25 protein-coding genes and 2 pseudogenes are annotated in these 23621 nt (G+C 64.0%); 16 read left to right on the forward strand and 11 right to left on the reverse strand.

From position 1 onward, the window contains the following. The first annotated feature begins 10 nt into the window (after nt 1–10). The 3 genes from HU230_RS15545 to copD are packed head-to-tail and all read left to right on the forward strand — an operon-like array spanning nt 11 to nt 2355. Nucleotides 11–1015, forward strand: a complete 1005-nt coding sequence (locus tag HU230_RS15545) for a hypothetical protein (RefSeq protein ID WP_176530926.1) — start codon at nt 11–13, stop codon at nt 1013–1015. Nucleotides 1016–1017: 2 nt separating this feature from the next. After that, complete coding sequence (locus HU230_RS15550) at nt 1018–1368, forward strand: copper resistance CopC family protein (RefSeq protein WP_176530925.1); 351 nt, start codon at nt 1018–1020, stop codon at nt 1366–1368. Between the two features lie 33 nt (nt 1369–1401). Continuing rightward, a complete protein-coding gene (gene copD / locus HU230_RS15555; protein WP_224944168.1) occupies nt 1402–2355 on the forward strand; it encodes a copper homeostasis membrane protein CopD in 954 nt (317 codons plus the stop codon). A 10-nt stretch (nt 2356–2365) separates the two neighbouring features. Here copD and HU230_RS15560 read toward each other — a convergent pair. Both HU230_RS15560 and HU230_RS15565 read right to left on the reverse strand, forming a co-directional pair. After that, nucleotides 2366–3200: pseudogene (locus HU230_RS15560) on the reverse strand (tripartite tricarboxylate transporter permease); the annotation flags it as partial. Further along, nucleotides 3182–3541, reverse strand: a pseudogene (locus HU230_RS15565) (tripartite tricarboxylate transporter substrate binding protein); the annotation flags it as partial. The pseudogenes HU230_RS15565 and HU230_RS15560, both read right to left, overlap by 19 nt. A gap of 332 nt (nt 3542–3873) precedes the next feature. On the opposite strand from HU230_RS15565, the gene HU230_RS15570 reads away from it, so the two are divergent. From HU230_RS15570 to HU230_RS43635, 5 genes are all read left to right on the forward strand, one after another. Then, complete coding sequence (locus HU230_RS15570; RefSeq protein WP_176530923.1) at nt 3874–4107, forward strand: hypothetical protein; 234 nt, start codon at nt 3874–3876, stop codon at nt 4105–4107. 111 nt (nt 4108–4218) lie between these two features. Next, a complete protein-coding gene (locus tag HU230_RS15575) occupies nt 4219–4608 on the forward strand; it encodes a PRC-barrel domain-containing protein (RefSeq protein ID WP_176530922.1) in 390 nt (129 codons plus the stop codon). Nucleotides 4609–5273: 665 nt separating this feature from the next. After that, nucleotides 5274–5654, forward strand: coding sequence for a hypothetical protein (locus tag HU230_RS15580; protein ID WP_176530921.1), 381 nt, complete (start codon nt 5274–5276; stop codon nt 5652–5654). A gap of 194 nt (nt 5655–5848) precedes the next feature. Next, on the forward strand, nt 5849–6181 hold the full coding sequence (locus HU230_RS44075; protein ID WP_176530920.1) for a transposase: 333 nt from the start codon (nt 5849–5851) through the stop codon (nt 6179–6181). A 283-nt stretch (nt 6182–6464) separates the two neighbouring features. Then, the gene (locus HU230_RS43635) at nt 6465–6587 is read left to right on the forward strand and encodes a hypothetical protein (RefSeq protein WP_275948955.1); all 123 of its coding nucleotides are present in this window, start codon (nt 6465–6467) and stop codon (nt 6585–6587) included. 926 nt (nt 6588–7513) lie between these two features. Here HU230_RS43635 and HU230_RS15590 read toward each other — a convergent pair. The 4 genes from HU230_RS15590 to HU230_RS15605 all read right to left on the reverse strand — a co-directional run bounded on the left by HU230_RS15590 (nt 7514) and on the right by HU230_RS15605 (nt 9820). Beyond that, on the reverse strand, nt 7514–7735 hold the full coding sequence (locus HU230_RS15590; RefSeq protein WP_092114742.1) for a hypothetical protein: 222 nt from the start codon (nt 7733–7735) through the stop codon (nt 7514–7516). Between the two features lie 20 nt (nt 7736–7755). Continuing rightward, entirely contained in the window at nt 7756–7986 is a 231-nt protein-coding gene (locus tag HU230_RS15595) for a hypothetical protein (RefSeq protein WP_176530919.1), read from the reverse strand. A 188-nt stretch (nt 7987–8174) separates the two neighbouring features. After that, nucleotides 8175–8693, reverse strand: a complete 519-nt coding sequence (gene ldtR / locus HU230_RS15600; protein WP_018271925.1) for a transcriptional regulator LdtR — start codon at nt 8691–8693, stop codon at nt 8175–8177. A 665-nt stretch (nt 8694–9358) separates the two neighbouring features. Then, nucleotides 9359–9820, reverse strand: coding sequence for a DUF6163 family protein (locus HU230_RS15605; RefSeq protein ID WP_176530918.1), 462 nt, complete (start codon nt 9818–9820; stop codon nt 9359–9361). 207 nt (nt 9821–10027) lie between these two features. Here HU230_RS15605 and hemB point away from each other — a divergent pair, with 207 nt between their 5' ends. Further along, entirely contained in the window at nt 10028–11092 is a 1065-nt protein-coding gene (gene hemB / locus HU230_RS15610) for a porphobilinogen synthase (RefSeq protein ID WP_176530917.1), read from the forward strand. Between the two features lie 102 nt (nt 11093–11194). Here hemB and HU230_RS15615 read toward each other — a convergent pair whose 3' ends face one another. Then, entirely contained in the window at nt 11195–11686 is a 492-nt protein-coding gene (locus HU230_RS15615; protein ID WP_210284225.1) for a DUF6151 family protein, read from the reverse strand. A 204-nt stretch (nt 11687–11890) separates the two neighbouring features. On the opposite strand from HU230_RS15615, the gene HU230_RS15620 reads away from it, so the two are divergent. Both HU230_RS15620 and HU230_RS15625 read left to right on the forward strand, forming a co-directional pair. Then, nucleotides 11891–12448, forward strand: a complete 558-nt coding sequence (locus tag HU230_RS15620) for an RDD family protein (protein ID WP_176530916.1) — start codon at nt 11891–11893, stop codon at nt 12446–12448. 86 nt (nt 12449–12534) lie between these two features. Then, nucleotides 12535–13311 (forward strand): arginyltransferase, encoded by a 777-nt coding sequence (locus HU230_RS15625; protein WP_092114746.1) that lies wholly within the window; start codon nt 12535–12537, stop codon nt 13309–13311. Nucleotides 13312–13331: 20 nt separating this feature from the next. On the opposite strand, the gene HU230_RS15630 is transcribed toward HU230_RS15625, so the two are convergent. Further along, nucleotides 13332–14705, reverse strand: a complete 1374-nt coding sequence (locus HU230_RS15630; RefSeq protein ID WP_176530915.1) for an Nramp family divalent metal transporter — start codon at nt 14703–14705, stop codon at nt 13332–13334. 121 nt (nt 14706–14826) lie between these two features. Here HU230_RS15630 and HU230_RS15635 point away from each other — a divergent pair, with 121 nt between their 5' ends. The 4 genes from HU230_RS15635 to HU230_RS15650 all read left to right on the forward strand — a co-directional run bounded on the left by HU230_RS15635 (nt 14827) and on the right by HU230_RS15650 (nt 19916). Beyond that, entirely contained in the window at nt 14827–15957 is a 1131-nt protein-coding gene (locus tag HU230_RS15635) for a PspA/IM30 family protein (protein ID WP_176530914.1), read from the forward strand. Next, nucleotides 15954–16616, forward strand: a complete 663-nt coding sequence (locus HU230_RS15640; protein ID WP_176530913.1) for an OB-fold-containig protein — start codon at nt 15954–15956, stop codon at nt 16614–16616. Before HU230_RS15635 ends, HU230_RS15640 begins: the two co-directional genes overlap by 4 nt. 3 nt (nt 16617–16619) lie before the next feature. Beyond that, a complete protein-coding gene (locus HU230_RS15645) occupies nt 16620–18374 on the forward strand; it encodes a flotillin family protein (protein ID WP_176530912.1) in 1755 nt (584 codons plus the stop codon). A gap of 300 nt (nt 18375–18674) precedes the next feature. After that, nucleotides 18675–19916 carry an MFS transporter gene (locus HU230_RS15650; RefSeq protein ID WP_176530911.1) on the forward strand — a complete coding sequence of 414 codons (1242 nt, stop codon included), beginning with the start codon at nt 18675–18677 and terminating at the stop codon, nt 19914–19916. 106 nt (nt 19917–20022) lie between these two features. Here the strand turns inward: HU230_RS15650 and HU230_RS15655 are convergent, their stop codons facing one another. Beyond that, nucleotides 20023–21276: an adenylate/guanylate cyclase domain-containing protein gene (locus HU230_RS15655; RefSeq protein WP_176530910.1), complete on the reverse strand. Its 1254-nt coding sequence runs from the start codon at nt 21274–21276 to the stop codon at nt 20023–20025. A 176-nt stretch (nt 21277–21452) separates the two neighbouring features. On the opposite strand from HU230_RS15655, the gene HU230_RS15660 reads away from it, so the two are divergent. Continuing rightward, nucleotides 21453–21644, forward strand: coding sequence for a hypothetical protein (locus HU230_RS15660; RefSeq protein ID WP_176530909.1), 192 nt, complete (start codon nt 21453–21455; stop codon nt 21642–21644). Nucleotides 21645–21689: 45 nt separating this feature from the next. Here the strand turns inward: HU230_RS15660 and HU230_RS15665 are convergent, their stop codons facing one another. Both HU230_RS15665 and HU230_RS15670 read right to left on the reverse strand, forming a co-directional pair. Beyond that, a complete protein-coding gene (locus HU230_RS15665; RefSeq protein ID WP_176535006.1) occupies nt 21690–22493 on the reverse strand; it encodes an N-acyl homoserine lactonase family protein in 804 nt (267 codons plus the stop codon). Nucleotides 22494–22641: 148 nt separating this feature from the next. Further along, nucleotides 22642–23604: a cation diffusion facilitator family transporter gene (locus HU230_RS15670; protein WP_176530908.1), complete on the reverse strand. Its 963-nt coding sequence runs from the start codon at nt 23602–23604 to the stop codon at nt 22642–22644. Between the last annotated feature and the right edge of the window lie 17 nt (nt 23605–23621).

Below are 23621 nucleotides of genomic sequence, written 5' to 3' on the forward strand. Positions count from 1 at the left end.
GGAGATTCCCATGTTCATCCGTCATGCGCGCGCAGCCATATCTGGCGTCGCCGTCGCGCTTGTTCCACTTTCTTGCAGCAACGCCCACGAAATCGTCGGCAACCGCTTCTTTCCGGCCACGCTCGGCATCGACGATCCCGGCGTGAACGACGAACTCTCACTGCCCACCGTATCCAGCTTCCACACCGGCGATGATCCGTCGTTCCGGCAGCGCGACTTCTCCGGCGAGTTTTCCAAGCGGATCACCGAGGCTTTCGCGATCTCCATTGGATCAACGTACAGCTTTCTCCATCCACTTGGTGGACCGACCGGAACCGGCGCCCATGGCTTCCAGAACGTCGACACCACCTTCAAGTATCGTGTCTTCAAGGACGCCGAGCATGAATTCGTTATGTCGGTAGGGCTGAGCGTCGAATGGGGCGGCACCGGCGCCGGCAGCGTCGGCGCCGATCCGTTCAACACCTACACGCCGACCCTCTATTTCGGCAAAGGCTTCGGCGACCTGCCCGACACGTTGTCATGGCTGCGCCCCGTCGCGGTCACCGGACAGGTTGGCTACGCCATTCCCGGTAGGTCATCCACCACGACCTTCGGGGTCGATCCCGATACTGGTGATTTGACCTCCGATACTGAGTTTCATCCAAGGGTGCTGAACTGGGGCGCCACGATCCAGTACAGCATGCCCTATCTGAAATCCGCGGTTGTCGATCTCGGTCCGCCGGATTTTATCAATCGCATGATCCCGCTTGTTGAGGCGACGCTGCAGACCCCGGTCGGAAACACGTTGACGTCGGGCACGATGACGACCGGAACCATCAACCCCGGCGTTCTCTGGGTCGGAAACACCTATCAGCTCGGCGTCGAGGCGCTAATCCCGATCAATCGGCAGAGCGGCACTCGTGTTGGAGTGATTGGTCAGCTCCATCTTTATCTCGACGATATCGATCCCCGGGGCATCGGCAGGCCGATCTTTGGCGGTCCGGTCCAGCCCGCCCGCCCGTTTGCGAGGAATTGATCATGCGACGCTCATCCCTGATCATCGCGCTCTTGCTGTCGCTTGCGGCCGGCAAGGCAGACGCCCACGCCTTTCTCGATCATGCCGAGCCGCGCGTCGGCAACAAGGTGGCGAGCCCGCCGCGCGAGGTGACGCTCACCTTTAGCCAGAAGCTGGAAGCCGCATTCAGTTCAGTGACAGTCACCGGTCCTTCCGGGCAGCGGGTCAATGCTGGAAAGGCGCGCGTGAACGGCAACCAGATGTCGGTCTCGCTAAAGGGCGACGGTGCTGGGACCTATCACGTCAATTGGCACGTGCTTTCCGTAGACACCCACACGACCGAGGGGAACTACACCTTCCAGGTTGGCCAGTAGAGTTTGGTCGCAATGGATTGGTCCGCAGCAGGAGTGCCGTTGATCGCGACGCGCGCCGTGCACTTCGCGGCAACGGCGTTAGCGGTCGGAAGCGTTGTTTTCGGCCGCCTGATCGCCATGCCGGTCTTGCACAACCACACCGCGGCGACGCTTGCGTTTCGTAGCCGGACGCGACGACATATCTGGGCCTGTCTTGCCCTCGCGGTGATCTCGGGCGCGATTTGGCTTCTGCTGCAGGCGGCGTCGATGAGCGGAATACCGCTCATCGACGCTTTGACCGCCGACATCCTATCAACCGTCATCAACGAAACCCAGTTCGGTGAGATGACAATCATCCGCGCAGGTCTTGCGATCTGCCTGGCGGCCTGCCTCATCTCAGACCGCGCGGTGGTCGCACAATGGCTGGGGCTGGCTGCAGCGATCGGACTTGCCGGCAGTCTTGCCTGGACCGGCCACGCCGCCTCAACCATTGGTCCGACCGGCTATCTGCATCTCGCAGCGGATGCGTTGCACAGTGTTGCTGCTGCAGCCTGGATCGGTGGTCTGGTGTCACTGATCACCTTCTTGGCCACTCCCAAGGTCCATGAGAGCATGTCGCTGGTCCGCGATGCCACCGAACGGTTTTCGATACTCGGCATCGTCAGCGTGGCCACCATCCTGCTCAGCGGCGTTGTCAACGCCGCCATTCTGGTCGGCTCGCTACATGGGCTCGTCGCCACCGAATATGGGCGGCTGCTGATGCTCAAGATAGCGATCTTCGCCGCGATGCTCGTGTTCGCGGCGGTCAACCGCTTTCGCTTGACGCCGCAGTTCGCCGCCATCGAAAGCGAGCAATCGTCTGTCGCCCTTCGTCAACTGATCCGTAACAGTGCGATCGAGACAACACTCGGACTGGGAATCATCGTCATTGTCGGGCTGCTCGGAACCCTGCATCCCGGCATTCACCTGCAGGATGTTTCCGACCTCTTGCTGACTAGGCAGCATTGAAGCAACTTGCCTAGTCCTCATTCGCCTTGAATCGCCCCAGTCCCCTAAGCACGAACGGTGCAAGCAGCGCGATCAGCGCGATGCCGAGCAGCACAGCCGACATCGGGCTTTGCAGCAGCACCATGGGATCGCCGAGGCTGATCGCCAGCGCGCGGCGCAACTGGCTTTCCGCGATCGGCCCGAGGATCAATCCGATGACGACGGGCGCGATCGGGAAATCGAAGCGCCGCAGCAAAAAGCCCATCACGCCGAACGCCGCCAGCATCGACAGCTCGACGACCGACGGCTTCGCCGCGATCGTGCCCATGGTCGCGAACACCAGGATCCCGGCATAGAGCCATGGCTGCGGGATCGCGAGCAGCCGCACCCACAGCCCGACCAGCGGCAGATTGAGCACCAGCAGGCATGCCGTTGGCGATGAACAGGCTCGCGATCAGGCCCCACACCAAATCGGGCCGCTCCGCGAACAATAGCGGCCCCGGATTGAGCCCGTATTGCTGGAAGGCCGCAAGCATCATTGCCGCGGTGGCCGAGGTCGGCAGCCCAAGCGTCAACAGCGGCACCAGCGTGCCCGCGGCGGACGCGTTGTTGGCGGCTTCGGGTCCCGCGACGCCCTCGATCGCGCCCTTGCCGAATTCCTCCGGATGTTTGGTCAGCCGCCGCTCGGTTGAATAAGACAGGAAGGTCGGGATCTCCGCGCCACCGGCCGGCAGCGCCCCGATCGGAAAGCCGAACAGCGTGCCACGCAGCCACGGCTTCCACGAGCGCCGCCAATTCTCCCGCGTCATCCACAGCGAGCCGCGCACCGGCTCGAGCTTCTCCTCGGCGTGATGCCGGCGCGAGGCGTCACCTGGTCCAGCGTCACCGGCGACTTGTTCATGGCGAGCGCGCCCACCATGACGAAGCCGTTCACCATCATCTGGTTGCCGGCGCCCTTGGCGCCGTTGACGAACTGCGCGATGCCGAGGCTGCCGCCGGCGCCGGGCACGTTGGCGACCTGGACGCTGCGCGCGACACCGGCGGCGACCAGCGCCTGCTGCATCGAACGTGCGGTCTGGTCCCAGCCGCCGCCGGGCGCTGCGGGCGCCATCAGCTTGAGCTCGAGCTGCTGCGCGGGCGCCGGACCGTTCGCCCCAAGCAACAGCGCGACGACCGCGCCGAACAGGCGCATGTGGGACGAGATCATCGGGCTTCCTCCTGGATTTTCAGACGCGGCTTGCCGATCGCCGGCCGCGTCCAGTCGCGTGGTCGCATCGCCGATCGAAACGCGCGGTCCCTCGGGTTTTGGAATCGCGCGCCGAGCTCGCGTCTGCGCGTTCTTAGCGACCATTCGCCACAGCCTTCGGCAAGCCCGACGGCGCGACCAAGCCGTGCTGCATATCGCCGCGCCTCGATCAAAAAATTCCGTCGCGGCAGCGCGGCGCGCAGCACGGTACTGCCGGTGGTTCAGCTCTAGGAACCATTGCTAGTTCTTCCCGTTCCACCTCCGCCGATAGATACGGCATTGGAGGAGAGAACATGAACATTAAAACGATTGTCGCGGCAGCGTTGCTTGCCGCTTTTGTCACGCCTGCATTTGCAGCGGACGAATTCTACGTCGTGCAAGACGTGAAGACGAAGAAGTGCACGGTCGTCGATCAGAAGCCGGTCGACACGACGACCACCGTCGTCAGCCCGTCGGGCACCATCTACAAGACACGCTCCGAGGCCGAGACCGGCATGAAGAGCGTCAAGATCTGCACGTCCGACTGACAGGCGCTGAGCACGCCAGTCACCATCCTTTGGGCCGAGCCGGCAGTCGTCATCCTGGGCGGTGACGTCTGCCTGGTCGGCCATCTCCACTGAAGGCGAGGAGTTTCTCTTATGAAAAAGTTTGCTATCGGCTGCATCTTGGCTGCGGCGTTCGCTACCGCCGCGCATGCGGCGACCACGTTGCCCGCCGCCCCGACGGACAGCTGGACCATCACCAACTATTACAAGCAGAATGTCTATGATCGGAAGGAATCCAAGATCGGGACGATCGACGACGTGCTTGTCGACAAGGCGGGCAAGGTGACCGGCCTCGTCGTCGGCGTCGGCGGCTTTCTCGGCGCCGGCGAGAAGGACGTGATCGTGCCGTACACGGCCGTCAAATCGCAAAAGAAGGACGACAAGTGGTGGCTCACGCTCGACGAGACCAAGGACAGCCTGAAGGCTGCACCGGGCTTCAAGTACGATCGGGCCAGTACGACCTGGATCCCTGAGAACAAGTAACACCGAAAGTCCGTCTGCTCGGCGATGCATTGCCGATCACGCAGGTTGACGAGCAAAGCGGAAACACGAGCCCCGGCGCATTCCCGCGCTGGGGTTTTTGCTTGCACCTCGAACTTCGCCGCAGCCGGGCGAACAAGAGGCAGTGAAGCCGGATTCCCCGCGTTGATGACGATATCGCTAGCGGAAGGCAACGAACACGCGACAACCGACCAACCCACCAACCCTTGGACGTGTTTCGGTTTCAAGATTGCTTGCTTGATCCGCAAACCAACGATCCCCGGGCGCCGGAGGTTTCACAGCGCCGGGGATCGCTACTCCCGGAGGGCTTGGGGGCAAAGGCCGGGAGCTGCGAGTCTACTCTGTCGATTTTCGTTGGTTCCTCGACAGAACAAGGGCCACGGACCGTCGGGGATCAGCGGCTGTGCCGGGTGTCGATCGGTTTGGATATGTGTCCCTCGCCCGCTGCTCGGGCGGCTCGTGAGCGACCTCGCCAAAGGCCAGACTGGTCAGGCGAGGCTCCGGTAGCTCTCCGTCTTCCTCTTCAGACCGGGCAAAGCCGTCGTCCGGCAGTGGGGCGGCCGCGCGCTCAAGAGGGCGCGCAGGAACCATGCTCCTCCGGGTCGGTAGTCGGAAAGCATCCATCCATCCACGCACAAAGTATTGTCATGTCGTCACGACTGCTTTCGCTCATGGGTTTTGCGCTTCTGCTTGTTCTGAGCGGTTGTGGCGATCAGCTCGCGTGCGATTCGATCGACACCCGAAAGGCCGTGCTCCAGGCCATTGCCGATGACCATCGCAATCCGCTGGTCAACTACGCCGCCAGGGAGTCGACGGCCAAGCCCGATCCGCAAGACTTTCAGCCACAATACCTGCTCGGTGAAAGAATCGTCACGACTTCGACGAGCAAGGACAAGCGAACCCTGCAGTGCAGCGGCGGGATTTCGGTATCCGTCGGCGACGTCAGGGCGTCAAAAGAGGTGGAATTCACCGCGCAAAAATCAACCGACGGAAAATTGTCCGTTTCGGTCGCACCATTTCAGTTTTGACTTCGAAGCGGCGGCGCGAAGCCCGCCAATATGACGGCGGACCGCATCGACCGTCGCTTTGCCAGGAACCAGAACGGCGAGCACAGAGTTGTCTGTCATAGTCGGGAGCGCGGAGAAAATTCCGTCCCGGCAATTTTCAATTCGAAAAGCTGGGCCGCTTCATTCATTCGCGCTCGCATCGCGAAGGGACGGTTGTGCATGCCGAGGAAGCGGCATCATGGGATAACCGACATGAGCGTTTCGAGATCAAGGGAATCAACCATCAGGAGGCACACAGCCTCGATGGCACGAGCATTGACATGGCTGAAGAATACCTTCCCCGCCTGCGACGGGCCGGGACCGGAGCTCACCGCCACATCGCCGGTGCGTATCTCCCCCGATCCGCGCCGCGGTCCACCTGGCGTGAGGACAACCGCCGGATCTCGAACCGGGGTCAGGTGAACGGGATTGCCGGTGGGCGCCGACGCGCGGCAACGCTCTTCCCGCACGCATTGGAGCAATGGAATTGGCTGCTGAAGGAGCTTTGAGCTTGGAACCTTACGGTGTCCCGACAATTGGGCTCTTGTTCCGGGCAGGAACCGATAAAGGGAAAATGCATGGGACAAATCCGCGGCCGCGTGAAGCAAGCCGATGCGCTCGAAATCCGGCTCACGCAGGGAGCGAAAGAACTTCGCGACCGTGCCGGGCAACTTCCCGCTGGTCGAGACCGTGACGCGCTACTCCAGCGAGCGCAGCATAATGAAGCCACCGCGCACATGTCGGAATGGCTGATGTCCCCAGGTCAACGGACGCCCATCTAGGAGGGCGACGATGCAGGCGAACCATCACCGCAACCATCACCATTTCGACGGCGTGGAGCTTGCCTTTGTCTGCGCGGCGGTGGTGTCGCTGATGGGCCTGCTTGCCAGCGTGGCGTGGCTTCTGCTGCGGTGAGCAATCCAATCGAAAAGGACCGTCACATGGACGGTCCTTTTCTGCCGGTTGGAATGGATCTGTAAAAACTCAAAAGTTAAGAAATGCTCTGTAAATAAAGGTAGTGCCGGCAGAGTTGTATTACGGCCATCCTGGCTTGCGATGAAATCCGGATCAGTACGGTGTTCCGGCGACGGAACCAGGCCGGCGGCGTTTCCGGGACACACCGAGAGCCGCACAAACCAGGCCGCGTGCTTGCACGGCACCGCCTCCCCGCGACGTGCGGCAAACGACCCGACGGGCACTCAGCAAAAACCTGTCAACCGCCTCGCGTAAAAATAATTCGCTTTATCCGAAATATAACTCAGTGTATGGTTTGCCCATCTCACCCGATCGAGGGGCGCTGCGCATCGTCACGGGTGTTGCGGTGAGATGCGGTGGACGCTGATCGCGCAGTCGACGAATGCGCGTGATGCGGACGGTGAAGTCGTGTGGTCCTGACGCCCTAGCGGCAGGTGTCTTTTCACAAAGCGCTGACGCGTCTTGTGAAGGCGGTGAGAAGCAAGCCCAGTCTCGCCGGGGAGAGCACGAAATAAGCCGTAACCCATCGCGCAGGGAAAGCCGGATTGCTCCGGTTACACCTGTGGTCCTACCCCCGAGCTTTCTACCCATTGCTCGGGGCCCATGGGTGCGATCGGCACCCGGCTTTCCCTGCGCCCTCTGTTCAAGAGAGGGCGAAACGAAGAGCAAGACTCGGACAATTCGTGTCGCGAGAATACGAAGCTACGTCCCCACCGACACTGTCATCGACCGGGCGATCCAGTGCGCCGCGGCCTCTCGGCTCAAGCACAGGCGTCTCTGGAATGCTGGATCACCCGCATGGGCGGGTGATGACACCGAGTGGCTGTTTGACAATTGAATCTCGCAGGGACGACAAAAAGTACGCCCTACAGCCCGGTAAACCCGGCCTTCACATGGTCGGTGCTGCCGTCGAGCTGGCGCAGATAGGTCAGCCCGCACACGGTCAATCGATGCGTATCGCGCTCGCCCGCCTCGAACAGCGTCTGCACGTACTCTGTCACCTTCGCCCGTGCTTCGTCGCTTGCAGCGGACGTGCGGTTGAGCAGCAGATCATACGTCTGCATGATCCGATCGATCGCGGCTTCCATTGATGTCTCCGGGTTGACGCTCAGGCGACCACCAGCGTCTCGGCCTCGAACTTCGCGATCGCCTTGTTGGCGAGGCGGAGTCGGTTCAGCTCACCGCGCTGGAACAGCTTCACGACGATGCCGAGCAGGCGCTCATTGGTGGCGAAAGTGTCGGGAATGGCGCCGGATTTGCGCAGATAATTCGAGGCGATCGCGTAGGCGTCACCGACGACCTCGACATTCAGCACCTCAATCCCGCGTTCGACCAGCATATCCCTGCCTCTCCGTTGGGAGAGGGGATAAAGCGCGGGAAACGGCTTGGTTCCTCGCCGGGACCTATTTATTTTCGCAGGTGCAGCATGAAAAACGCATCGGCCGGGCATGACCGATGCGTTGACTGGAGGGAGGCTGCCGGTCTTCTCAAGCGGCCGGCTTGGCTATCAGGCAAGAAGAGGAAGGCTCAGAGGCGATACAGGATCTGGTCGGTCCAGAAGCGCTCGAGGCGGTGCAGCGACTTGTTGAGGCTCGCGAACTCCTCGTTCGAGATGCCTCCGACCTGCTCGACCGTCTTGACGTGCTTCTGATAGAGCGCATCGACGATCTTGCGCACTTCCTGGCCCTGCGGGGTCAGACGGATGCGGACCGAGCGACGATCGACGCGCGAGCGCTGGTGATCGAGGAAGCCGAGCTCGACGAGCTTCTTCAGATTGTAGGAGACGTTGGAGCCGAGATAGTAGCCGCGCGTGCGCAGCTCGCCGGCGGTCAGTTCCTTGTCACCGATATTGTAGAGGAGCAGCGCCTGCACCGAGTTGATGTCGGCGCGACCACGACGATCGAATTCGTCCTTGATGACGTCGAGGAGCCGGCGATGCAGCCGCTCCACCAAAGTCAGGGCTTCGAGATAGAGCGGCTGCACCGGAGCTTGACCGGTAGCGCGATCAGCGGCATCCGCCGCCGTTGTCGCAACGGCTTTCATCATGACACTTCCCCTGTTTGTCGTTTTTATCGACTTTATTTCGACGAAACTTGTGTCCCGCCTGATAGGTCCAACGTAAGGGGGCCGTTTGAATATCCGCTTAAATAAGAGAATAAAGAGATCATGAATTTAAGACAGTGAATCGTGGATTAAGCCCATGGATCAAGGACTTTTCGCAACTGTTCATTGACGGTGGCGGGCCCCTGTTCACGCTTCGTGTGCCTCACCTGTCACATTCGGAAACAGCAGCGTCCGAATTCGAAACGGTGGCGTAACGGGTATGAGGGAACCCTTTACGGTGACCGATCGGTTACCGGAAAATTCTTCGAAAATTTTATGGGAGTGCATCGGGGCGGGACGCGCGTGGCGCGCGCAAGCGGTCCCCGTTCGTCGCCGCGGCCAGATCGGTTCCGCCGTCGGCCCGCGCAAAGCCGGCCGGCACACGCGCCGAGATCCGGTGAAATGGGTCCCGACGGCAGGTCCCGCAAAGGCGCTGCCGCGATGGGACGCCTTAAATGGGGATGCGATCTACGGCATCCACCTAGCAGAACCAGCGACGCTGTCTTCTCGTTGCGCGCACGACTGCGATATATTGCCAGTCACCGTGAGCTAATCGCCGCGCTGTCGCAGCCAGGCCACAGTGCATCAAGCCATCACGGCGCGCGGGCCTATGGCGGGCGTTCGCGGGCCGACATCCAGGCGAGCGCCAGATAGGCCGCGAGCATCGCGGCCTCGAGCCCGACCACGGTGAGGCTGCCGCCGTAGATGCCCGGAAACATCAGCTCGATGACCGCCATGGACACCACAGTGGTCAGCCAGACCACAGCGCCCCACGGCGTCGCGAGCCAGAGCCCGACGGCGGCGACAAGCTCGATGACGGCGAAATAGATCGTGGCGGTCTGCCAGGCCATCGACTGGTTCTCGAAGGCCTCCTCCTCACCGCCGACGAAGCCCGTCACCTGGGCCCAGTGATAGAGGCCCTTGGCGACCGAGACGACGGCCATGATGCGCAGGAAGATGACGAGGCGCCGCGTCCACGCATTCTCGTCCGGCTCGATCCGGTCGGACGAGATCGCGCTCACCGAGATGGCGTTGTCCCGCGCCTGATCGCGTGCAGAGGTCTCAGACATCCGAATCGCCGCATGGCGGCTGCAAAATGGGGTTCATGGCGCAGTCTTGGCCCGCCGGGGGCCCAAAATCAATCGCCGTTGCGGCAAATCAAGGGCGCCAAGAATGCAACAGGGGTGCAATAGCGGCGCAATGACGGCGCCCCTGACAGGTGATAAAAGCGGGCTTATATCAAGTCCAGACCAGCCGTCCGTCGAGGAGAACAAGACATGGCGATCAAATTCGGGCGCCCGATCGAACTGCGCGATACGCCGCGGCGCCAGACTGATGCCCTCGCCTCCCCCTCGCTCGACCTTACGATCCGGATGCGCCGCAATCGCAAGTCCGAATGGGCCCGCCGCCTGGTGCGCGAGAACGTGCTGACCACGGACGACCTGATCTGGCCGATGTTCGTGGTCGATGGCCACAACGCCCGCACGCCGGTGGCCTCGATGCCCGGCGTCGAGCGGCTCACCGTCGACCAGATCGTCCGCGACGCCGAGCGCGCCGCAAAACTCAACATCCCCTGCATCGCGCTGTTCCCTTTCACCGAGCCGGCCCTGCGCGACGAGCAAGGCTCGGAGGCCCTCAACCCCGACAATCTGGTCTGCCAGGCGGTGCGCGCGATCAAGAAGGAGTTTCCCGATATCGGCGTGCTCTGCGACGTCGCGCTCGATCCCTTCACCAGCCACGGCCATGACGGGCTGATCGAGGGCGGCAAGATCCTCAACGACGAGACGGTCGCGGTGCTGGTCAAGCAGGCGCTGACCCAAGCCGAGGCCGGCTGCGACGTGATCGCGCCGTCGGACATGATGGATGGCCGGATCGGCGCGATCCGCGAGGCGCTCGACGACAACGGCTTCGGCGACGTCCAGATCATGTCCTATGCGGCGAAATATGCCTCGGCCTTCTACGGCCCGTTCCGCGACGCGATCGGCTCGGCCAAGACGCTGACCGGCGACAAGCGCACCTATCAGATGGACAGCGCCAATTCCGACGAGGCGCTGCGCGAGGTGGAGCTCGACATCGCCGAGGGCGCCGACATGGTGATGGTGAAGCCGGGCATGCCCTATCTCGACATCGTCCGCCGCGTGAAGGACCATTTCGCGATGCCGACCTTCGTGTACCAAGTGTCGGGCGAATACGCGATGATCGCAGGCGCCGCCGCCAATGGCTGGATCGACGGCGAGCGCGCGATGATGGAGAGCCTGGTCGGCTTCAAGCGCGCCGGCGCCGACGGCATCCTGACCTATTTCGCGCCGCGGGCCGCCGAGAAGATCAAGGCGGAATCGTAAGGGCGCTACACGGGTCCAGCCGACGCGGCTGGACGTGGACCGCAGAGCGGGCGCAGCGCCTCGCGCTCGTCCTGCGACAGCACCCTCAGCGGGTAGATCGGCTCATTTGTCTCGCGCTTGAAGAACGGATGCGGCCAGGCCTTCCCGTGCAGGCGCCAGCCCAACACCTTGCCGATCACGCAGGATCAGCGGCAGGTTGAAGCCGGTCGATCCTTTCGGAGCTTCGCCGATCGCATATTTGCCGAGGATTGCGCCGGTTGGCTTGCCGAACACGTCGTCCACGCGCACCGCGCCGCCGTCGAAGGCCTGCGCCACGATTCCGACGAACGGGACGGCAGGTGTCAGCGAGTTGCCCACCGGCGAATTGCAGCAGGTGGTGTGCCATCGGTACAGCCCTTTGGGCGTCAGCCGCAGCCCGGCGATCTTGTCATGCCCCTGCACGAAACTGAGCGACGCCGGGGCGACCTGGACGATGTCGGTCCCGCCGTGGACATCGAGCAGGTCGGCCCGGCCAACCCGATGCATGAACGCCTGGCAGTCGTCGCAGTAGCAGACGACGCGATTGGCGGCCGTCGGCGCGGCGTTCGTGACCACGCCTCGAACCTCGCCACAGCGGCAGCGCAACCCGATCCGTGTGCCCATATGTCCCCCGCCGTCACACAATCTGCAGCCAACACCGAGGCGGGCGCGTCCGGCCGCCGAATCGCCGGAATATTTCGGCTAGTTAATGTTCGCGCGGACTTGGCAGGCGCGCCTCGTGCTCCCATGTCTGCCCGGGACTTTCATCGGAGGTTGGTCATGTCCTACGGCAATGACGGTGGCACCTGGCGCAGGGAAGCCTGGCGCAACGACGGCGGCGTTCCCCCGCATGCGTTCGATCCGTTGATGCAGCCGGAACTGTTCCGCGGCGTGCTGACGCGGCGGGTGTTCGCGTTCCTGATCGACCTCTTCGTGCTGTCGGTGCCGGTGATCCTGGCGGTGGTCTTCATCGCGATCTTCGGCATCGTCACGCTCGGCCTCGGCTGGGCGCTGTTCTGGCTGGTGTCGCCCGCTTCGATCGTCTGGGCCATTGTCTATTACGGCGCCTCGATCGGCGGGCAGCACTCGGCCACGCTTGGCATGCGCATGATGGATCTGGAACTGCGCACCTGGTACGGCGCGCGCGGCTATTTCGTGCTCGGCGCCACCCACGCGGTGCTGTTCTGGGTGACGATCTCGTTCCTGTCGCCGCTGGTGCTGCTGGTCGGACTCCTCAACGGCCGCCGCCGGCTGCTGCACGACATCATCCTCGGAACCGTCATGATCAACAGCTCGGTCCGGACCCAGGTCACCCCGGCCGCGCGGGCCTCTTATTAGGCCCGCCTAAACCAATTGACCGTTAGCCTCCGGGGGGCGATGCTAACTCGGCTGCCTGTATTGTATGTGGAGCCCGACGATCAGACGTGACCCAGCACTCGCGTGATACCCCCCAGTTCTATCTGACGGCGCCCTCACCCTGCCCCTATCTGCCGGGCCGGCATGAGCGGAAGGTTTTTACGCATCTGGTTGGCGACAAAGCGGGCGATCTCAACGACTTGCTGACCCATGGCGGCTTCCGCCGAAGCCAGTCGATCGCCTATCGCCCGGCCTGCGACGCCTGCCGGGCCTGCGTCTCGGTCCGGGTGGTCGCCAACGAATTCCGCCCCTCCCGCAACTTCCGCAAGGTGCTGGCCCGCAACGCCGACATCATCGGCGAGCAGCGCACGGCGGTGCCGACCTCCGAGCAATATTCGGTCTTCCGCGCCTATCTCGACCGCCGCCACCGCAACGGCGGCATGGCCGACATGACCGTGCTGGACTACGCGATGATGGTCGAGGACAGCCATGTCGAGACCCGGATCATCGAGTACCGCAAGCGCAATGCCGACAGCGCCATCACCGGCCGCGGCGACGAGCTGATGGCGGTGGCGCTGACCGACGTGCTCAGCGACGGGCTGTCGATGGTCTATTCGTTCTTCGAGCCGGGGCTTGAGGCCCGCTCGCTCGGCACCTTCATGATCCTCGACCACATCGCCCGCGCCCGCCGGCAGGGCCTGCCCTACGTCTATCTCGGCTACTGGATCGAGGGCTCCAAGAAGATGGACTACAAGGGCCGCTTCCTGCCGCAGCAGCGACTCGCGCCGTCGGGCTGGCTGCGCGTCGACGCGTCAGGCGAGGCGCTGGCCGAGCCGCAGGACTAGCGCATCTTCAGTCAGGCGCTCTAGGTGCCGAAGATCGTATCGATCAGCAGCTTCACGTTTAGGATCACGATCAGGCCGGCGACGATCCATGCTGCCACCGCAACGGGGCGCGAAATCGCGAACGCACCCATCTTGCGCTTGTCGGACACGAAGCGCACCAGCGGGATCACCGCGAACGGCAGCTGCATCGACAGCACGACCTGGCTGAACACCAGCAGCTGCGCGGTGCCGCTCTCGCCATAGACCGCGGCGACCACGATGACCGGAACGATCGCGATGCCGCGCGTCACCAGCCGCTGCAGCCAGTCCGGCAGCCGTAAATCGAGAAAGCCCTGCATCACAATCTGGCCGGCCAGCGTCGCCGTCACCGTCGAGTTGAGGCCCGATGCCAGCAGCGCCACGGCGAACAGCGTCGAGGCAATTCCGAGCCCGAGCAGCGGCGACAGCAGCTCGAAGGCCTGATCAATCTCGGCGACATCAGAGTGGCCGCTCTTGTGGAAGGTCGCGGCCGCCAGCACCAGGATCGCGGCGTTGACGAACAGCGCCAGCATCAGGGCGATGGTGGAGTCGGTGGTCGCCCATTTGATCGCATCGCGCCGGCCCTCCTCGGTGCGCGGATAGGCACGGGTCTGCACGATCGAGGAGTGCAGATAGAGGTTATGCGGCATCACGGTGGCGCCGATGATGCCGATCGCGATGTAGAGCATCTCCGGATTGGTGACGATCTCGCGCGAGGGCATGAAGCCGCCGATCACGCCGGCAATCGGCGGCGCGGCGGCGGCGATCTGGACCACGAAGCAGACCGCGATGACTATCAGGAGCCCGATCACGAAGGCCTCGAGGAAACGGAAGCCGCGGTTCATCAGGAGCAGCAGCAGGAATGCATCGAGCGCCGCAAGCAGCGCGCCGCCGATCAGGGGAATGCCGAACAATAGCTTGAGCGCGATCGCGGTGCCGATCACCTCGGCGAGGTCGCAGGCGATGATCGCGGCCTCGCAGGCGAGCCACAGCAGCAAATTCACCGGCCGCGAATAGGTCGCCCGGCAGGCCTGCGCCAAGTCGCAGTCGGTGGCGATGCCAAGCCGGGCCGAAAGCGCCTGCAGCAGGATCGCCATCAGGTTGGAGAGTAAGATGACCGACAGCAGCGTGTAGCCAAACTTCGATCCGCCCGCGAGATCGGTCGCCCAATTGCCGGGGTCCATATAGCCGACCGAGACCAGATAGCCCGGCCCCGCGAAGGCCAGCAGCCGCCGCCACCACACGCCTGTGCTCGGCACCGCAACGGTCGCGTTCACCTCGGGCAGGCTGCGCGCATGCCCGGCGTCGCCCCGCCAGCCATCTGGCACGGTATCGGCAACAGAAACAGGAGACATTTCAGGGGTGCGAGCGTCCATCCGTAAAGCATGACCGATCCTTCCCGTTATTGCAACTCATTTGCAACTGCATCTAGGCTCACGAAAATGATACCGACTGCCCGCCTTGTAAAGTACTGAGGAAGTGCTTTACGTTGGATGCATGATCAAGCTGCCCGTCGAGATGCCAACCGCAACGCTGCGCTACGCCCTCGCCCCTGACCCGTCGGGCATCGAGGCGATCGAGGCGACCTTTGCGGCCTATGACCGGATGATGGCGATCCTGGCCGAGGTCGCGCCGGTCGGCGCCAACCTGGTCTCGCTGCACGCCCAGGCCTACGAGAAGATCCGCAAGGAGACCGGCCTGCCCGCACGGCTGGTGACGCTCGGCCTGCGCGACCGCGCCAACTACATCGCAGGCGCCGCCGTCCGCCGGATACCGCTCGACGACAAGTTGTTTGCGATCAAGGGCCCAACTTCACTGACCATTAGCACTGTCAGCGGACGCGTCTTGGTGCCGTTCGACGTGCCGGGATATGTCTCGGGCTGGGAAAGCCCCTTCCCGGCGCATTTGATCTCGGATGGACGCGGCTACGAAATCCACATCGCCGTCAAATCGAAATCAGCACAACCGGAGGAGAAGACCATGCTTCACGAAGGCATCCTTGCGCGCATGGGCCGGCTTCTTGCCGCCATCGCAAGCCAGACCATCGACAACGTCGAGAGCAACAACAAGGTCGCGCTGGTCAAGCAGGCGATCCGCGAGATCGACGCCGGCGCCGACGAAGCGCGCTACGCGCTCGGCAAGTCGCGCGCCGAGGAATTCCGCTTGAAGAGGCGGCGCGAAGAACTGGATACCGAAACGGCGAACCTCAACGAGAAGATCCGTCACGCACTTGCGGAAAGTCGCGAGGATCTCGCGCGCGCCGGTGTCGCACGGCAAATTGACCTGGAGTCGCAGGTGATCGCGCTGGAACGCGCGATGGATTTCATCGAGCTCGAGATCGACGAGCAGACCAAGGCGCTGCAAGCCATGCTCGGCGCGCGCCGCGAGGCAGAGGCGCGATTAGCCGATCTCGAACAAAGTCTGATCCGCGAGGCCAAGGACGAAACCAGCCGGGGCCCATCGACGACCAATACATTGAGTGCCGAACGCGCCATGGCGGCGATCGCCCGGGTCACCGGTGTCCCCGCCTCCAGCGTGCTCGGCGACAAGGAGCTTGACGAACTCGATCGCCTGCACCGCGAAAAGGAAATCGCGGCGCGGCTTGAAAGGATCAAGTCAGAAAAATGAGTGCAGTTGGCGACATTCTGCTCGCCCCGGACGTACGGCCCTTCGCGGTCGCGGCTGCGATCATGGTGGCACTTGGCGGTATCGAGCTGCTGACCACCATGGTCGGACTTTCGATCAGCGAACTCGTCGGCAAGGATTTCGCGGTCGAGGCCGAGAGCCACAACGCTCTCAGTGGCCTGTTTCTCTGGATCAACGCCGGGCGGCTTCCCCTCCTGATCCTGATCATCCTGATACTTGGCATATTCTCGATCGGAGGCTTCCTGCTTCAGGGACTGGCGCATGCCGCAGGCACCGCCATTCCTGTCTCGATTGCCGCCGTGATTGCCGCCGCCGGCAGCATCCCTGTCATCAGAAATGCGAGCCGCGGCCTCGCCCACATCATTCCGCGCGACGAGAGCTATGCGGTCAACGACAGCGACTTTGTCGGCAAGGTCGCAACCGTGTCGGTCGGCCCGCTCGATCAGGGCCTCCCCGGCAGGGTCCGTCTCAAGGATGTCTTCGGCAACTGGCACACCGTGTCGGCGCGGGCCAGCGCAGAGTCCGAGGCATTGCCGGTCGGCGCCAGCGTGTTGCTGGTCGACCGCGATGCCAAAGGATTCATTGCGATCGCCGCTCCTTCCGACCTCATTGAACAACAACAATCTTCCAACAGGGCATAACATATGTGGGAACTTGCTGTACCCGTCGCCATTGGCGTCCTCGCTATCCTCGTCATTGGCCTGCTTTTCGCAAAACTCTACAAGCGCTCGACGCGCGATGAGGCCTATGTGCGCACCGGCCTCGGCGGTCAGAAGGTGGTGCTCGACGGCGGCTCGCTCGTGCTGCCGATCTTCCACTCCACCGCCGCGGTGAACCTGAAGACGCTGCGGCTCGAGGTCGCGCGTGGTGGCCCGGACTCGCTGATCACCAAGGACCGCATGCGTGTCGATATCGGCGCCGAGTTCTATCTGCGCGTCAAACCCGACTCTTCGTCGATCGCGCTGGCCGCGCAGACGCTCGGCAACCGCACCAATGACGCGGCCGAGCTCCGCGAGCTGGTCGAGGCCAAGTTCGTCGACGGCCTGCGCTCGGTCGCCGCGACCATGAACCTCGAGGAATTGCAGGAGCAGCGCGCGACCTTCGTCAAGGCGGTGCAGGACGCGGTCGGCGCCGACATCCAGAACAACGGTCTCGAGCTCGAGTCGGTGTCGCTGACGCGGCTCGACCAGAGCGACATCAAGCATTTCAACCCGAGCAATTTCTTCGACGCGCACGGCCTCACCACGTTGACCAAGATCACCAAGGAGCGTGAGCAGGAGCGCAACCAGATCGTCCGCACCACCGAGGTCAATATCGCGCAACAGGACCTGGTGGCGCGGCAAACCACGCTGACGATCGAGAGCACCAAGCGCGAGGCCGAGCTGGCACAGCAGCGCGACATCGCCAACAAGACCGCCGCGATGCGCGCGCAGACGGCGCAGGTCGAACAGACCGCGTTGCAGAACGAAGCCGAATACCGCATCCAGCAGGAGCTCGCGGTCGCCAACAAGCAGACCGAGGCCAACCAGGCCCGCGATACCCGCAAGATCGAGGCCGATCTCGCCGTGAAGCGCCGCACCACCGAAACCGACCGCGAGCTGCAGATCGTGGCGCAGGAGGCCGCGATCGCGGTCGCGACCAAGAGCAAGGAGCAGTCGGAAGCCCAGACCATCGCCGAGACCGCACGCGCACTTGCGATTGCAGCCGAGGAAAAGGTCACCACCGCCCGCGCCACCGAGGTCGCCGAGCGCGACAAGATCATCAACGTGATCGCGGCGCGCAAGGTTGCCGAGACCAACGCAATGCCGATCACCGTTATGGCGGAAGCCGAAAAACAGGCTGCGGCCAACAAGGCCGAGGCCACCAACGTGCTGGCGAAAGCCGACGCCAACGCCGCCACCACCCGCGCCGCCGGCGTCAAGGCGCTCGGCCAGGCGGAAGCCGAGGTCGCAACCTTGAAGGCGGAAGCGCGTAACAAGCTGAGCGCCGACATGATCGCCTACGATCTCAACCTCGCGCGGATCAACGTGATCCCGAGCGCGCTCGCCGAGGCGGTGAAGCCGATCGAGAAGATCTCCGACATCCGGATCTTCGACACCGGCAGCATGCTCGGCCGCGGCGGCGCCAACGGCCATGCCAACGGCAATGGCGGCCTCGGGCTCGGCGACGGCCTCGCCGCGCAATTGCTGTCGGTTTCGGCGTTCAAGCCGATGATCGACAAGATCCTCGCGGAGGCAGGCTTCCCGGCCGGCCCCGACGCGCTCACCAGCCTGACCAGCGCGCTGGCGCAGCGCAAGACGGAGGTCGCCGAAACACCGGCAGTGAGCGTCGAAAGCGCGCCAACCGCTCTGGTCGGGACCATCAGCGGCCAACTTACTCCGGCTGCCAAACCGCTGTGAAGCGGTCTGACGGCAGATGCGCTTCACCTCTCCCGCTTGCGGGGGAGGTCGGATCGCATCGAAGATGCGATCCGGGTGGGCGCGCTCTCCACGATGCGACTCGCGGATAGACCCCCACCCTAACCCTCCCCCGCAAGCGGGAACGTACGTCCGATGCGGTTGCAGAGCGAATTTCGTTGTCCAACGAAAAGCCCGCCTCTCACGGCGGGCTTTGTTTTTGGCGTTGTCGGGAAACGGGTGGGATCGGGCGTCTTCCAACCACACACTATGGCCAGATCGAATTTCCCTGAGGATTCTGCCATGTCCGCCGATACGCCGCGCCTGCCCGCCACCTTCAACCGCCTGGCCTGGTCCAACCTCGCCGCGCAATCGGCCGAGCAGATTGCGCTTGCGGCCGCGCCCATCGTCGCCGTGCTGGTGCTCGGCGTCGGCGAAGGCCAGACCGGCCTGTTGCAGACCGCGCTGACGCTGCCGTTCATCCTGTTTGCGATTCCCGCAGGCCTGCTGGCTGACCGCGTGTCGCGGCGCTGGGTGATGGCGGGCTCCGAGGCGCTGCGCGCCGCCGCCCTCGCCGCGATCCTGCTGTTGTTGTGGTTCGGCGCGATGACCTTGCCGCTGCTCGCTTTGCTCGGCTTCATCGCAGTCTGCGGCACGGTTGCCTACAGCGTCGCAGCACCTGCGCTCGTCCCGTCGCTGGTGACCTCGCAGCAATTACCGGCCGCGAATGCCCGTATCGAACTTGCGCGCACCGTCGCTTTCGCCAGCGGACCCGCGCTCGGCGGCGTGCTGGTCGGCTGGGTCGGCGCTGCGCCGGCATTCGGCTTTGCCGCGGCGCTGTCGGCGATCGCGGTCGTGCTGCTCGCCGGCATCTACGAGCCGGCACGCCGGCCTGCCCCGCGACGTCATCCGATGCAGGACATCAAGGAAGGCGCTGCCTTCGTGATGCATCACGCCTTGCTGCGGCCGGTGTTCATCACCCAGTTCATCTTCAACACTGCGTCCTTCCTGCTGCTCGCCGTGTTCGTGCCGTATGCGGTGCGCCATCTCGGGCTCAGCGCGACCGGCGTCGGTACGACGCTCGCGATGTACGGGGTCGGCATGGTGGTCGGCGCGCTGTTCGCAACCCGCGTGATGAAGCGGCTGGCGTTCGGCACCGTGATCGGGCTCGGCCCGGTCACCGGTCTCGTGGCCTCACTCGTGATGGCGCTGACCACCTGGATTGCGACGCCGCTGCTCGCGGGCCTCGGCTTTTTCCTGCTCGGTGTCGGCCCGATCCTGTGGGTGATCTCGACCACCACGCTGCGGCAATCGGTGACGCCGCCGTCGCTGCTCGGCCGCGTCTCCGCGATCAATATCATGAGCTACGGCGCCCGCCCGCTCGGCTCCGCGCTCGGCGCCGTCGTCGGTGGCCTCTACGGCGCTGAAGCCTGCCTCTACCTCGCGGCCGCGATCTTCGCTGCCCAGGCGCTGGTAATCCTGATGTCGCCCGCAGTGTCGCTCAGGCGTCAGCCCGACATGGTCGGCGAACCCGCGCGCTGCTGAACCGCCCCTCAACGTCATTGCGAGCGAAGCGAAGCAATCCATTCCCCCGCTTGTGGGGACATGGATTGCTTCGTCGCTGTGCTCCTCGCAATGACGGGGAGAGAGATCAGCTCGCCAGGTACCGTTCATATTTGCCGCCGACGACCTCGTCGACGGTAACGGCCGGATCCAGCGTATAGAGATCCTGGGCATGGCTGATGCCGCGCAAGACGAAGCGGCCGGTGGAGACCAGATAGTTGCGGCCGGCGGCGTCGATGCCGGTGCGGAAATCGGTCGAGGTCAGCAGTTCGCGGTCGACCGAAGCGCACATCGAGGCGATCCGGCTGACCTCGTTGACGGCGGGCCCGACCACCGTGAAGTCCAGCCGGTCCTCGCTGCCGATATTGCCATAGAAGACCTCACCGACATGGAGGCCGACATAGGCCGTGGTGGTCGGCCGGCCCTCGTTCTCGCGGCGATCGTTCAGCACGCGGATGTTATGGCGGAATCTGTACTCGGCGCGCAACGCCGCGCGCCTGGCGCTTGCCATGTTCTCGCTGGTGAACATCGCCAGCACGCCGTCGCCGATCAGTTTCAGCACCTCGCCACCGGCATCATGGATCGCATCGATCGAGGCCTGCGCGTAGTCGTTGAGGAACGGAATGATCTCGTCCGGGCCGATGCGCTCGCTGATCGCGGTCGAGCCGCGCACGTCGGAATACCACAGCACGGCCTTGATCTTCTCGGTGATGCCGCGCTGCATGCGCCCGCGCAGCACCTGCTCCGCCGTCTCGCGGCCGAGATAGACCCGTCCGAGCGTGCGGGCGATCTCGACCTGGGCGGCCGACTTGATCGCGAGCCCGAGCACCGGCACCAGGTCGCGCAGCGCCGACATATGGTTCTCGTCGAAGCCGTCCGAACGGCGGGTGGTGTAGTAGGAGTAGAAGCAGTCCATCTCGCCGATCGTGCCGGCCTCGCCGAAGCGGTGCACGAACGCGGCGAAATGCTTGTGGCCCTTCTCGGCGAGGTCGCCGATCATCGAAAAATCGTGCGAGCCGTTGAGATCGATCACCATCTCGTCATGGCCGTTTTCGAGCATGTGATGGAACGCCGACCGCCGCCAGTTCTGGCTGGCCTCGCCGCTGCTGGTCGAGCCGTATTCGAAGATGTCGGCCTCGTTGCTCTCGCCGTCGTTCCAGCGGAAGCCGCGGCCCTCGAAGATCGGATGCAGGGTGTCGATGAAGACGATCGCCCGCGACAGCGGCATGCCGGCGGCCCGGCAGCGCTCGCAGAAGCCGCGCAGCAGGTCGTTTTCCGGCAGGCCGGTCAGACCCTGGCGGACCAGCCAATTCATCAGGCGCAAACGGGGCGTCAGTTCCATACGTAGGATTATGCCGGGCAATTGGTGCGGGAGGAAGGGCTGGTCGTCGCGTGACAGATGCGGACGCCAGTCCAGCATTGCAAGGCCGCCGCGCCTCACCATTTTCGGGCGGAACGACGCCACCGAATGCCGGCGATTCCGCTTCCCTTTGCCCCGGCCTTCGCGCAAAAGGGCGCATGGATAACCACGCCGGCCAGCCGAACCCGATCCGACGCCTCATGCAGTGGGCGATCACCCCGCCGCAATCCTATGGGGTCTATCTGGCCGGCATCATCCTGGTCTACGCGCTGTCGTTCTACGCCGGCACGATGAAGCCGAAGCACGCGCCCGCCCCGTCGGTGACCGCGCCGTCCGCCCCGCACAACTGATCAGGCCGGTCGGGGCTGGGCGAAAGCGCGCGGTCCCGAAGCCGCTCAATCATAAAAGTCCGGCGACAGCTTCAGCCCGTCGCGCTGGGCCTTGTCGTGGTTGATCCAGAGCTGCGCCTTCTCCTTCGTCAGAGTGTCGGCGATCTTCTGCATCGAGGCCAGCGTCTGCTCCTTGCTGGCGTTCAGGCTCGGCACGCGCCGATTGTCCCAATTGTCCCTGAAGTGGACCGCATCGCCGGTCAGCACGACCGCGCCGGTCTTCGGCAACTTCACCAGCAGCGACTGGTGGCCGGGCGTGTGGCCCGGCGTCGACAGGATAATGACGCTGCCGTCGCCGAACACATCGCGATCGCCCTCGAGTTTCGTGACGGGATGCTCCGGCTTGAAGCGCGGCGCGTTGTTGGCACCGGGCCATTCATACTCCGCCTTCTGCACATACAGCATCGCGGCCGGGAACAGCTCGACATTGCCGATGTGATCGGGATGGGTATGCGAGACGGCGATCGCCTTGATGTCCGACGGCTTCACCCCGAGCTGGTCGAGCTGCGCGGCCAGCGTCTTCGGCCGCCGCCAGGTCACCGCCTTGGGATCGGCAGGCGCAAGGCCGTTCGGCGTCGCCGCGACCGCGTCGGGAATGCCGGTGTCCCACAGGAACCAGCCCTGCGCGTGCTTGATCAGATAGCAATTGTCGACGAAATCCATCGACTTGCCTTCATTGACGCCGGGCGACCAGCGTGAAATGTCGCCGGCAACGCCTTCGCCGCAGTTGAGGATGTAGAGCCGCTCGACGCCTGTTTTCGCCGGCTGGGCGTCTGCCTGCGGCACGGCGCCCACGAGCCACAGCAACATCGCAAGACCGATTGCCTTCTTCACGTTGCCCTCCGTTGATCGCGCCCGCTCAACGCGCGCGGCCGCAATGTGCCGCCTCATCGGCGGCCGTGGAAGACGCGGACGTGGGTCGACCGATCAATTGAACGCGAGTGAATCTCGCCGCGGGCTAGACCATTTCCGCCGGGGCCAGCCGGCAGGTCTCGCTGCTGATCTCGACCTGCAGCGTCGCGTGGTGGATGCTGAATCGCTCCGACAGCTCGGCGCAGACGCGATGCAGGAAGACATCGTCATGTCCGCCGGGCCGCACCAGGTGTGCGGTCAACGCCGTCTCGCTCGTGCTCATCGCCCAGATGTGCAGGTCGTGCACCTCGGTGACGCCCTCGAGCGCGCCGAGATAGTCCCTCACCTGCTTGAGATCGATGCCCCTCGGCACCGCGTCGAGCGCGAGGTTGACGCTGTCGCGGGCAAGCTCCCAGCCGCTCAGCAGCACCACCACGGCAATGACGAGGCTGATCGCCGGATCGAGCCACTGCCAGCCGGTCGCCATGATCAGCAGCGCGGCGATCACGACGCCGAACGAGACGCCGGCGTCCGCCGCCATGTGCAGATAGGCGCCGCGCACATTGAGGTCGCTGTCGCGGCCGCGCATGAACAGCAGCGCCGTGCCGCCATTGATCAGGATGCCGAGCGCCGCGACCCAGACCACGGTCCAGCTTGCGACCTCGGCCGGCTCGCGGAAGCGGTTGATCGCCTCGACCGCGATGCCGCCGACCGCGATCAACAGCAGCCCGGCATTGAACAACGCCACCAGGATCGAGGCACGACGATAGCCATAGGTGTGGGTGTCGGTCGGGCGCCTGCCGGCCAGCCACGCCCCGCCCCAGGCCAGCAGCAGCGCGATGACATCGGAGAGATTGTGAACAGCGTCGGAGACCAGCGCCAGCGAGTTGGCGGAATAGCCGAAGATCAGCTCGGCGATGACGAAGGCAGTGTTCAGCGACGCGCCGACCGCAAAGGCCGTACCGAAACTGTCCGGCGCGTGGCTGTGCCCGGCATGGGAATGCCCGGCGTGGGAATGTCCGTGAGAATGACCGCTGTGGTCATGGTCGTGGTCGTGATTGTGCGCCATGGCAACCGTCGCCCGAT

Source organism: Bradyrhizobium quebecense, assembly GCF_013373795.3.
Lineage (GTDB): Bacteria > Pseudomonadota > Alphaproteobacteria > Rhizobiales > Xanthobacteraceae > Bradyrhizobium > Bradyrhizobium quebecense.

What these genes read in the sequence shown, in the direction of transcription:
- HU230_RS15545 (WP_176530926.1), top strand. Translation starts at nt 11, where the DNA reads ATGTTCATCCGTCATGCGCGCGCAGCCATATCTGGCGTCGCCGTCGCG.
- HU230_RS15550 (WP_176530925.1), top strand. Translation starts at nt 1,018, where the DNA reads ATGCGACGCTCATCCCTGATCATCGCGCTCTTGCTGTCGCTTGCGGCC.
- HU230_RS15570 (WP_176530923.1), top strand. Translation starts at nt 3,874, where the DNA reads ATGAACATTAAAACGATTGTCGCGGCAGCGTTGCTTGCCGCTTTTGTC.
- HU230_RS15575 (WP_176530922.1), top strand. Translation starts at nt 4,219, where the DNA reads ATGAAAAAGTTTGCTATCGGCTGCATCTTGGCTGCGGCGTTCGCTACC.
- HU230_RS15580 (WP_176530921.1), top strand. Translation starts at nt 5,274, where the DNA reads ATGTCGTCACGACTGCTTTCGCTCATGGGTTTTGCGCTTCTGCTTGTT.
- HU230_RS43635 (WP_275948955.1), top strand. Translation starts at nt 6,465, where the DNA reads ATGCAGGCGAACCATCACCGCAACCATCACCATTTCGACGGCGTGGAG.
- HU230_RS15590 (WP_092114742.1), bottom strand. Translation starts at nt 7,735, where the DNA reads ATGGAAGCCGCGATCGATCGGATCATGCAGACGTATGATCTGCTGCTC.
- HU230_RS15595 (WP_176530919.1), bottom strand. Translation starts at nt 7,986, where the DNA reads ATGCTGGTCGAACGCGGGATTGAGGTGCTGAATGTCGAGGTCGTCGGT.
- ldtR (WP_018271925.1), bottom strand. Translation starts at nt 8,693, where the DNA reads ATGATGAAAGCCGTTGCGACAACGGCGGCGGATGCCGCTGATCGCGCT.
- HU230_RS15605 (WP_176530918.1), bottom strand. Translation starts at nt 9,820, where the DNA reads ATGTCTGAGACCTCTGCACGCGATCAGGCGCGGGACAACGCCATCTCG.
- hemB (WP_176530917.1), top strand. Translation starts at nt 10,028, where the DNA reads ATGGCGATCAAATTCGGGCGCCCGATCGAACTGCGCGATACGCCGCGG.
- HU230_RS15620 (WP_176530916.1), top strand. Translation starts at nt 11,891, where the DNA reads ATGTCCTACGGCAATGACGGTGGCACCTGGCGCAGGGAAGCCTGGCGC.
- HU230_RS15630 (WP_176530915.1), bottom strand. Translation starts at nt 14,705, where the DNA reads ATGGACGCTCGCACCCCTGAAATGTCTCCTGTTTCTGTTGCCGATACC.
- HU230_RS15635 (WP_176530914.1), top strand. Translation starts at nt 14,827, where the DNA reads ATGATCAAGCTGCCCGTCGAGATGCCAACCGCAACGCTGCGCTACGCC.
- HU230_RS15640 (WP_176530913.1), top strand. Translation starts at nt 15,954, where the DNA reads ATGAGTGCAGTTGGCGACATTCTGCTCGCCCCGGACGTACGGCCCTTC.
- HU230_RS15645 (WP_176530912.1), top strand. Translation starts at nt 16,620, where the DNA reads ATGTGGGAACTTGCTGTACCCGTCGCCATTGGCGTCCTCGCTATCCTC.
- HU230_RS15650 (WP_176530911.1), top strand. Translation starts at nt 18,675, where the DNA reads ATGTCCGCCGATACGCCGCGCCTGCCCGCCACCTTCAACCGCCTGGCC.
- HU230_RS15655 (WP_176530910.1), bottom strand. Translation starts at nt 21,276, where the DNA reads ATGGAACTGACGCCCCGTTTGCGCCTGATGAATTGGCTGGTCCGCCAG.
- HU230_RS15660 (WP_176530909.1), top strand. Translation starts at nt 21,453, where the DNA reads ATGGATAACCACGCCGGCCAGCCGAACCCGATCCGACGCCTCATGCAG.
- HU230_RS15665 (WP_176535006.1), bottom strand. Translation starts at nt 22,493, where the DNA reads ATGTTGCTGTGGCTCGTGGGCGCCGTGCCGCAGGCAGACGCCCAGCCG.
- HU230_RS15670 (WP_176530908.1), bottom strand. Translation starts at nt 23,604, where the DNA reads ATGGCGCACAATCACGACCACGACCATGACCACAGCGGTCATTCTCAC.